The 6,351-nt window shown below is 32.1% G+C and carries 3 protein-coding genes and 3 pseudogenes; 5 read left to right on the forward strand and 1 reads right to left on the reverse strand.

Annotated elements, in window-relative coordinates:
- Positions 1–177 precede the first annotated feature (177 nt).
- The 5 genes and pseudogenes from B5S50_RS21320 (at position 178) to B5S50_RS21345 (ending at position 5,985) form a co-directional block, all read left to right on the forward strand.
- A complete protein-coding gene (locus B5S50_RS21320; protein ID WP_217302781.1) occupies positions 178–696 on the forward strand; it encodes a DUF2284 domain-containing protein in 519 nt (172 codons plus the stop codon).
- Positions 697–1,234: 538 nt separating this feature from the next.
- Entirely contained in the window at positions 1,235–2,611 is a 1,377-nt protein-coding gene (locus B5S50_RS21330; RefSeq protein WP_217302782.1) for an MFS transporter, read from the forward strand.
- A gap of 235 nt (positions 2,612–2,846) precedes the next feature.
- A pseudogene (locus tag B5S50_RS21335) lies at positions 2,847–3,464 on the forward strand (B12-binding domain-containing protein); the annotation flags it as partial.
- Positions 3,465–4,067: 603 nt separating this feature from the next.
- Positions 4,068–4,583, forward strand: a pseudogene (locus B5S50_RS21755) (uroporphyrinogen decarboxylase family protein); the annotation flags it as partial.
- A 259-nt stretch (positions 4,584–4,842) separates the two neighbouring features.
- Positions 4,843–5,985, forward strand: coding sequence for a uroporphyrinogen decarboxylase family protein (locus B5S50_RS21345; RefSeq protein ID WP_217302783.1), 1,143 nt, complete (start codon positions 4,843–4,845; stop codon positions 5,983–5,985).
- Positions 5,986–6,065: 80 nt separating this feature from the next.
- On the opposite strand, the pseudogene B5S50_RS21760 reads toward B5S50_RS21345, so the two are convergent.
- A pseudogene (locus tag B5S50_RS21760) lies at positions 6,066–6,340 on the reverse strand (PTS fructose transporter subunit IIA); the annotation flags it as partial.
- Between the last annotated feature and the right edge of the window lie 11 nt (positions 6,341–6,351).

The raw sequence follows: 6,351 nt of genomic DNA on the forward strand, positions 1-6,351 counted from the left end.
AGAATATGGAACTAACTTACACATAAGAATGTACATAAAAATTTTAAATATGAATTTTTAAAAGCATTTTATGCAAAAAAGCAGCATCAGATATTAGGATAAATTAACCACACTAATTGTGAAATGTTATAATTTATATATGTAAAAATTATATTTGTGGAAAAGGGGAAATTTGAAATGAAAAATGACATGACAAAATATGTAGAAAAAGCAAAGGAACTTGGGGCCTATAATGCTAAAATAATAAGTACAGATACTATAAAAACAGGGGCATGGACAATATTAAAGTGTAGGTATGGTTGTAAAAATTATAATACAAGTTATTGTTGTCCTCCCAAGACTCCTTCTTATAAGGAAACTCAAAATATAATCGATTGTTATAGTACTGGATTGATAGTGCAATCTAAATCAGATCTTGTAGCTACTACAAAAATTATAAATAAATTAGAAAATGAAATTTTCCTTTCAGGTTATTATAAGGCATTTGGATTTGGTGCAGGGCCTTGCAGATTGTGTGAGAAATGCAATATGGAACATTGTGCACATCCACAGGAAGCCAGACCTTCTATGGAAGCTTGTGGTATAGATGTATTTGCAACTGTAAGGGAAAGCGGTTTCCCTATAGAGGTATTGAAAGGTGAAAAAAGTGAAAGCAAAAATGAATTAAATTGTTATGGATTGATATTGATTGAATAAGGGACTATTTTTAATAGTTCCTCTTATTATATATTCTATTTTTACAATTTACTGAAAATAGTATATAATAGAAATATTCACAATGTATAAATAAATATGATAAATTTAAACACTATGTAAGTTGAATTATGAAAATATACATGATATGCTATTATTAGTATAAGTTAACATAAATGTTTAATTCTATTAAAGGGGAGGCGTTATGAATGAAAAATTGGTTAATGCAATGGCTGACTTAGATGAAGATGTGGTTTTATCAGAGCTAAAGGCACATATTAACTACGGTAATGAAGAGCAATGGTTTTGATGTAAAGGATTTAGGTGTTGATGTGCCTACATCAAAATACATTGAAAAGATTTAAAGATTCTTGTTGGAGGAGGACTTGTAGACGAGGCAGCAGGAAAATATATGGGTGCAGATTTAGTTTGTAAAGATGCACAGCAGACTGTAGATTTTTGTAAAAAAGCTATAATTTCAGCTGCAATAGGCAAGTAAAGTATAAATTCAACTAAGGTTTATACTTTTCTAAAATATATTATGAAAGGAGAATATTATGGAAAGAAATTGAAAAAATCTATTATTAATTTTTATGGGGTACCATCTTTTGGATTTCAGTTATTTGTAAATGTGGAAATATATTATTTCGCTGCATTCTTAACTGATTACGCAAAAATATCGGCAGCTCTAGCAGGCACTGTATTGATGATTACAAGTATATTTGATCTGGTATGGGTTCCTACTGCAGGAGTTATATTGGAAAAAACCAACCTGAAGTGGGGGAAATATCGTTCATGGCTATTAGTAGGACCTCCTTTTGCAGTATTGTTTTATATTTTACAATTTTCCAAGATAGGTTCTGCAGGGGTAAATGCAGTTATAATTTCAATAGGATTTATAGTAAGTCATTTAATTTGGAATATTTTTTATGCAGGACATATAGCAATGAACTCTTCTATGACAGAAGTAAGGGAAGAAAGAATTGCTATGGCATCAAACAGAGGTATGTTTAATTCATTAGGTAATATTTGCTTTTCTTTGTTAAGTATGCCTTTAATATTGATGATAGGTAAAGCTATCGGCAATCCTGCAGGTGGATATACTTTTACCGTTGCAATTGCAGGTATTCTTATGATGGGATGCTATTATATATTATTTTTTATGACTAAAGACTATGCAAATGCTGGAGTTTCAACTCAAACAGGTAAATCAGAAGAAAAAATGTCTATAGGTGAGATGCTAAAACAAATAGTAGTAAATCCACCTCTTATAGGATTGCTATTAGGTGAACTTGGAAGATATTTAGGAAGGTTTATTATTTTTGGAATGGCATTTTATTATTTTAAATATGTTGTTAATAATTTGGCAGTAGTTACTGTATTTTTTACAGGTCTTAGTATAATGTGTCTTTTTGGTGCTGTTATTACAAATCCGCTGGCTAAAAAAATTGGAGAAAGAAATACTTATATTTTATCACTTGTAATATTTATAGTTGGATTACTTATTGTATGGGCAATGCCAATGAATTATATGTCATTTATAGCGTTGATGTTTGTAGCATATTTAGGATATGGAATTCCTGATGCATTAGGTGTTGCTATGTATTCATCTACTGTGGAATATGGTGAATGGAAAACTGGAAAAAATGCACGAGGATTTATTATGTCACTAATAAGTTTCCCAATTAAAATTGCAATATTTTTAAGAAGTGTTATTATAACAGCTGTCCTTGTGGGGGCAGGGTATGTTGCAAATATGAAGCCTACAACTCAATTAATATCAGGTATAAAGAATGGAATGGCATTAATTCCAGCAATTATCATGATAGTAGGATTGATTTTTATTGTGTTACTTTATAAAATTACACCTGATAGTCTTGAAAAGATGCAAGAAGAAATTAAAGCAAGAAAAAATTAGAGTAAAAAATTAGAAAATTAAAACTTATATATGCTTCCTTTGTGATGAATAGTTAAAATAATAAAACTGTTTATTTCAAGGAAGCATATTTATTTAGTCATTATGATTATTGAAAATACTCATAATGTATAAATAAATATGCTATATTTAGTCATTATGCAGGGTGAATTCCCATAATATATATGTTATTCTGTTATTAAACAAGTAATTACTTTATATTAAAGGGGGAAATGTTATGAGTAAAAAACTAATTGATGCAATGGCAGATTTGGATGAAGATGTGGTTTTATCAGAGGTAAAAGCACAAAAGGAAAATGGAACACCGGTATTAGATATAATAGCAGATCTACAGGAAGGCATGGGAATTGTAGGAAGCAGATTTGAAAAAAAGGAATACTTTTTATCCGAACTTATTATGTCGGCAGAAGTTTTTAATGAAGCTTCAGAAATTATTGGAGGATTGGGAGAGTGCTCTGGATCAAGCAATGGTATATTTGTAATGGGAACAATTTACGATGATATACACGATATAGGAAAGAATATAGTAACTACAGTAATGAAGAGCAATGGTTTTGATGTAAAGGATTTAGGCGTTGATGTACCTACATCAAAGTACATTGAGGCTATAAAACAATATAAACCAAAGGTAATAGGAATATCCTGTCTTTTGACTACATGTTTTGACAATGTAAAACAGTGTATAAAGGAAATAGAAGATGCAGGACTTAGAAAAGATTTAAAAATTCTTGTTGGAGGTGGACCTGTAGATGAAAATGCAGGAAAATATATGGGTGCAGATTTAGTTTGTAAAGATGCACAGCAAACTGTAGATTTCTGTAAAAAAGCTATGGGGTATAATAAAATGAAAACTGCAGAAGAACTATATAGTGAACGATTAAATAGAATAAAGGCAGCTATAACATTGCAAAAAAATGATAGACCTCCTTTTTCTATGAATTCATCTGCCTTTTGTGTTAAATATGCAGGTGGAAAATTATCGGATATGGTTACTAATGTAGAATATGGAAACTCCTTAATTTTGAAGGCGGTAAAATCTCTTGGAGTAGTAGATTGCATACAAGGTGGAGCAGACTTTCCACCTATGATGGGCACTGTGTACCTTTCACCAACTAAGCTTCCAGGTAGAGAACTTCCTTGTGATAATTTATGGCAAATCGATGAAAAAGGTCTTATGACAGAAGAAGATTATGATACGATTATAGATAAAGGATGGAATTATTTTTCACAGAAATTTATAAAGGAAAGGTTGGGAAATCTTTATAAAGATATTGAATATTTTATTCCGCTTGCTCCTAAGTTGAATAAAAAAATTGTGGATGAGGGATATGCAATTTTAACGGAAGCTGTAGCTCTACCTCCTTTTGAAACTATAAGCGGAGCACGTTCCATCTCAAAATTTATGAGGGATCTATATAGGATGCCTGATAAAGTACAAGCTGCCCTTGATGTAATTTTAGAAGATACTTTGGAGAGTTTAAGACAACAGATACGTGAGGTTAAGCCTTTGACAGTGTTTGTTGGAGCAGCTCGTGCAGCTGGAGATTTTTTATCATTAAAATTATTTGACAGATTTATGTGGTCATACCTTAAAAAGATAGTTGAAGTGGTAGTGGATGAAGGATCATTTGCATATCTCCATTTAGACATGTGTTGGGATCGTTTTCTAGACTACTTTTTGGAACTCCCAAAAGCTAAGTGCATCTTTTCGCCAGATAGTACAACAGATATATTTAAGGCAAAAAAAGTTTTAGATGGTCATATGTGCATTATGGGAGATGTTTCTCCATCGCTTTTAACGTTAGGTACACCAGATGATGTACATGCTTACTGTATGCGCCTTATGAAAGAAATTGGGCCTGACGGATTTATTATGGCTGCAGGGTGTATGCTTCCTGCAAATGCTAAAGTAGAAAATGTAAAAGCTATGCTTTCTGCAACTTGTGGAAAATAATATAAAAGATAATAATATAAAAGATAGGGATGTGTTTTATATACAAATGTTATTAAAAAAGAGTACATACTGATACGATTTGGTATAAATCCTGCCAGACTTATTCTAAATTAATAATATCAGTTAAAGTACTCAGATAAATTATACTCAAAATAAATTAAATGTGTCAATAACTAAAATTGTAATAGAGGCAATTGAAATGAAAAATAATGAACAACTAATTGTATATGAAATGTAAAAATTATGGGGGTGTAATAAAATGATACCACAAGAAATGACTGAAATACGTAATAAAAGGGTTATGGCTGCACTTAATATGGAGAAAACAGATAGAATTCCAATATTTCTCTCTGGACAGATGTATTACAATTTTATAGATCCTACAATGACTATTGCTGATTATTGGAGAAGACCTGAACTAGTGGATGAAAAACTTATAGAGGCTGCAGAACTTCCTATACTTGATGAAATGGATTCAGCTCCCACATGTACAGGAATACCTATGGAAACTTTTCTGCAAAGTTTTGCAGCTATGTGGTTTGCAAAGATGAAAGTGCCTGGACGTGAATTAGGTGATAATGTATTATGGCAGATTGATGAACAAGGACCTATGACGGAAGAAGACTATGATACAATTATAGACAAAGGCTGGGAATACATGAAGAAAGAACTCTATAATAGAATTGGGTATCATCCAGAAGAGCTTCCTCAAATGGATATGGAGTATGCTGGAAAACTTCAAAAAAGAGTAGCATCTCTTGGAAAAACAACTGTTGGTATGTCCGGTGGATTATTACCTATAGCACCATTTGAAACTTTAAGTGGTGCACGTAAATTGTCCAAGTTCTTTAGGGATTTATATCGTATGCCTGACAAAGTTAGGGCGGCATTGGATGTTATGGAAGAGGCAGAATTAAAAAATACGGTTAAAGCTATGAAAGCTATGCCTGGTGTATATGGATTCATAGGTGGAAGCCGCTGCGGATGTGACTTTATATCGCCAAAGATTTTTGAAAAATTCTATTTCACATATCATCAAAAGCTAGTACCTGTAATGCAGCAAAATAATGTAAAAACTTGGTTCCATATGGACGGTAACTGGGAAGCATTTTTACCTTACTTTAGGGAGTTTCCTAAAGCTCAATGTATATGGGATCCTGATCATGTAACTGATATTCGAAAAATTAAAGAAATACTTGGAGACAAGATGTGTATTACCGGCAATGTGCCTCCGGCATTTACATCAGTTGGTACACCTGAAGACTGTTACAAGTATGCTAAGGATCTTGTAGAGTTATTTAAAGATCATGATGGCTTTATTATGAACTCAGGCTGCAGTGTTCCACCTAATGCAAAACGAAAAAATATAGAAGCTGTTATTTTAGCAACTCTTGGTAAATAATCTAAATTAGAATATTTAATTTTAAAAAATAGAAAATGTTCCTGGGAGATTCTGGGAACATTTTCTATAAGAAATAATAATTATAATTTTTCATCCAAAGGTTTTTCATAAAGCCAAGCAAGGCTGCAGTTACAAAAAGAACCTATTAATATAGCAAATACGTATAAGAGTGGATTACACTTACTATTGGTATTACAAATATGCCGCCATGAGGAGCAGGTAGTCCTATGTTGAACATCATGGATAGTCCTCCTGCAATAGAAGCTCCAACTATAGATGCAGGAATTACTCTTGCAGGATCTGAAGCTGCAAAGGGTATAGCACCTTCTGTTATAAAAGTAGCTCCCATTATATAACAAGTTTTGC

This window comes from Clostridium sp. 001 (assembly GCF_019056555.1).
GTDB lineage: Bacteria > Bacillota > Clostridia > Clostridiales > Clostridiaceae > Clostridium_B > Clostridium_B ragsdalei.

What these genes read in the sequence shown, in the direction of transcription:
- B5S50_RS21320 (WP_217302781.1), top strand. Translation starts at nt 178, where the DNA reads ATGAAAAATGACATGACAAAATATGTAGAAAAAGCAAAGGAACTTGGG.
- B5S50_RS21330 (WP_217302782.1), top strand. Translation starts at nt 1,235, where the DNA reads ATGAAAGGAGAATATTATGGAAAGAAATTGAAAAAATCTATTATTAAT.
- B5S50_RS21345 (WP_217302783.1), top strand. Translation starts at nt 4,843, where the DNA reads ATGATACCACAAGAAATGACTGAAATACGTAATAAAAGGGTTATGGCT.